Annotated in this window: 2 protein-coding genes; both read right to left on the bottom strand. The window is 41.7% G+C overall.

Annotation, left to right across the window (positions count from 1 at the left end; genetic code table 11):
- Positions 1 to 1,126: 1,126 nt before the first annotated feature.
- Complete coding sequence (locus IV64_RS07420) at positions 1,127 to 2,284, bottom strand: MFS transporter (protein ID WP_237757318.1); 1,158 nt, start codon at positions 2,282 to 2,284, stop codon at positions 1,127 to 1,129.
- A gap of 5 nt (positions 2,285 to 2,289) precedes the next feature.
- Entirely contained in the window at positions 2,290 to 2,715 is a 426-nt protein-coding gene (locus IV64_RS07415) for a MarR family winged helix-turn-helix transcriptional regulator (RefSeq protein ID WP_057706639.1), read from the bottom strand.
- Between the last annotated feature and the right edge of the window lie 286 nt (positions 2,716 to 3,001).

Raw genomic sequence — 3,001 nt, 5'->3', positions numbered from 1 at the left:
AAGGAGGTAGTTTTCATGAATTATATCGTCTTGATATTAATTTTGATTTACTTGCTGAAGAACGCCTAGCGACAGGTGCAAGGGGGGCTTGAGCTCTCCGAGCCCGCTCAAGCCCCCCTGAAATCAAAACCATTTATGTATAAAAACTACCCGGGAAAAGTTGGTGCACATTTGGTGCACATTCCAAAATTGACTGGCGTACACGTTGGGCCCCAATGGATACAGCGGGCGGTTCGACCCCGATCGCCGGTACTAAGAGGTTTTCAGAAAGCTCTAAGTACCTTAAAAAAGCGTTATATCATTGATATAACGCTTTTTTTGTGCGCCAAAATAGTTATTTGGGATGTAGCAGAGCCCTCATAATACGAAAACAGCCTATGACAATCACTACTGGAATTGAAAACAGAAACACAATACCATGTAGGGCCCAAATAGCCATTACACTGACGATATCATCGCGAAGCTTTAACTTGTCGTACAGTATAGCATGATGTGGGTAATGGCTGATGCCTAAAGTCACGTAGGACTGCATATAAAGGGACTTGTTGTGAAAGAAAGGTAGCCACCGCAAAGCTAGGGGATAGGTTAAAAGATAAGAGCAAACGAGCAGTAAATTAAGCGGGTTCCAAGTTAAGCTAAAGCGACCATCAGGTTGTGCTGTGACAAAATAAAAACTGATGATAAAAATCGGTAGACATGACAGGTAGTCTTTAAATAGTTGGAATGCTTTACGCACAACACTCACCACTTTCATAAGATGGCTTGCTCACAGAGGTGTGGGGGAATTTGGCAAGATAGTTTCTATCGACACAGTATTTATAGGAGTGACACTGACGATTTGAATACAGCGACGGTTTGGTTTAATGATGTAAAGTATAATTTTGAATGCTTTTCTCGTAAATATAAAGCGACTCTTTTTTGGATATCCAAAGAAACATAAAGATGAGAAGCATGAGACGAACTTTATTGATTAGCAATTCAATTTAGACTGTGTTTTGTTAATCATCAAAAGGTATACTAATTGAACTGACTTTTTAATAAAAACGATCCGGGTACGGATATTCATGTAAAAAAAGACCCTTTCAATGAAATTTTGAAAGGGTCTATTTCCGTGAGAAATATTATCTTATCCTAATAACCGTCGATTGGCGAGGTAAACGACAACTGCCAATGGTAATGTCAGTGCCATGACTGGGTAGAGCCATGCCCACGGTAAGAAGGCCGTGATTAGTCCCGCTAACATTGGGCCGCCTGACATACCTAGATCCACACCAATGTAGAAGGTACTGTTCGCTAAACCACGGTCTGACATTGGAACCAGTGTTAACGCCTTGGCCTGGCAAACTGAAAACATCAAACCATAGCCAGCCGCAAATCCAAACGCCCCCAAAAATAACATGAACCAATTACTTAAATCAGTTAGGCCAATCAGTCCTAACAGGTTAAACCCTAATCCTAACCAGAAGAATTTTTTAAACGGGACCTTATCAAACGCATCGCGTAGCACCAGCCGCATAATTAGCAAAATAATGGCATAAGCTGGAAAGAAAGCACCTGCTGGCACTGCAAAGTGGCGATGAGCGATGTAACTCACAATATACGTTTCCGTAGCGAAATATGGTAACGAGATTAACAGTAAAATTGTGGCTAGGGGAACGACTTTCGGTTGAACAAACTGAAATTTCTTTGGCGTTGTCGTGGCCGTTTGTTGCGTGGGACTAGGCACACCTCGGTTACCGACGAATTGAATCACAATTAGCAGTAAAATACTAAACGCTGACGCAACCCAAAAGACGCTTTGATAACTATAGTGTTGATATAAATAGACACTAACTGCTGGGCCGACTGCCATTCCTAGGGCACTGGCTAAGCCGTAAATGCCCATTCCGGAACCAATCCGATCGGCTGGCAATAAGGCTGCCATCCAGGTCGCCATGCAGACTGAACACAGCGTATAGCCAAGTCCATTAATAATCCGAAAAATTATGATTAACGCCACGTTAGTTGTAAAAGTATAGCCTAAACTTGCTAATAAGATTAACAATCCACCAATTAGGGTTAATTTATACTTCGAAACGCGGTCGGTTAAATTACCGGCTAATGGTCGTAACACCAGTGCCGTTAAGTTCATGGCACCGGCAATCACACCCGCTAAAATACTGCTTGCTCCGGCATTTGCCGCAAAGCCAGCAATAACTGGATTAATTAACATCGGACTCATTAAATAAAAGAAACTTGCTACTAAAACTAATGTCACATCTTTGGTATATAAGCGTGTTTTCACGCAGGTCATTTCCTTTCCAAGTTCGCATTGGCGCGCCGCACTAATGTTAAAAATTGCCGCTGTTCTTCTGGTGTAAACCCAGCAAAGAGTTCTTCACTGGTTTGCCATCCGTGTTTGTCTAACTGACCGTACTTGGCAAATCCTAGCGGTGTTAACACGACTAGTTTTGACCGACCATCTTTAGGGTTGGGTGCCAAAGTGACGATTCCCAAATGTACTAAATGTTGTACGATTACCCGCGCGGTTTGATGGGTAATCCCTTGATAATCCTTAAACATTGCAATAGTCTGATTAGGATGATCAAAAAAGTACTTCAAGGCGTCACCCTGGACCGTTGTTAAATTCAAGTCTTGAATATGGAGATTCCGTCTCTGCTTGATTCTGCGGGCTAACTGTAACAGTTGCCGTGCAATCATTTCATCTTCGTTCATTTAATCACCTCACCAATAAACTATACAGCACACTGTATAGTTTTGTAAGGAAAAATTTTATTTTCAAAAAAACCGTTCTTGTCAGTTGGCAAGAACGGTTAATAACTATTCTGGTAAAATCTTTTCTGAGGTCCCATAATTTTAGTTGTGATTAAGGTCAATAATTTGTTGGAATACCTGCGACATATCGCGGGTAGCGATGATCTTTTTCCGGTACGTAGTAGTGCTGGTCTTAGAACGTGTTTAGAATCTTTTCAAGAGTATTCGCAGGAAGGCTAAGCTAATC

The sequence above is a fragment of the Lactiplantibacillus xiangfangensis genome, from assembly GCF_001438845.1.
Taxonomy (GTDB): Bacteria; Bacillota; Bacilli; order Lactobacillales; family Lactobacillaceae; genus Lactiplantibacillus; species Lactiplantibacillus xiangfangensis.
The sequence above is the reverse complement of the archived record's forward strand: the minus strand, read 5'-3'. Positions and strand labels throughout refer to the sequence as shown.

Coding starts and splice junctions, on each gene's coding strand:
- IV64_RS07415 (WP_057706639.1), bottom strand. CDS start 2,715: ATGAACGAAGATGAAATGATTGCACGGCAACTGTTACAGTTAGCCCGC.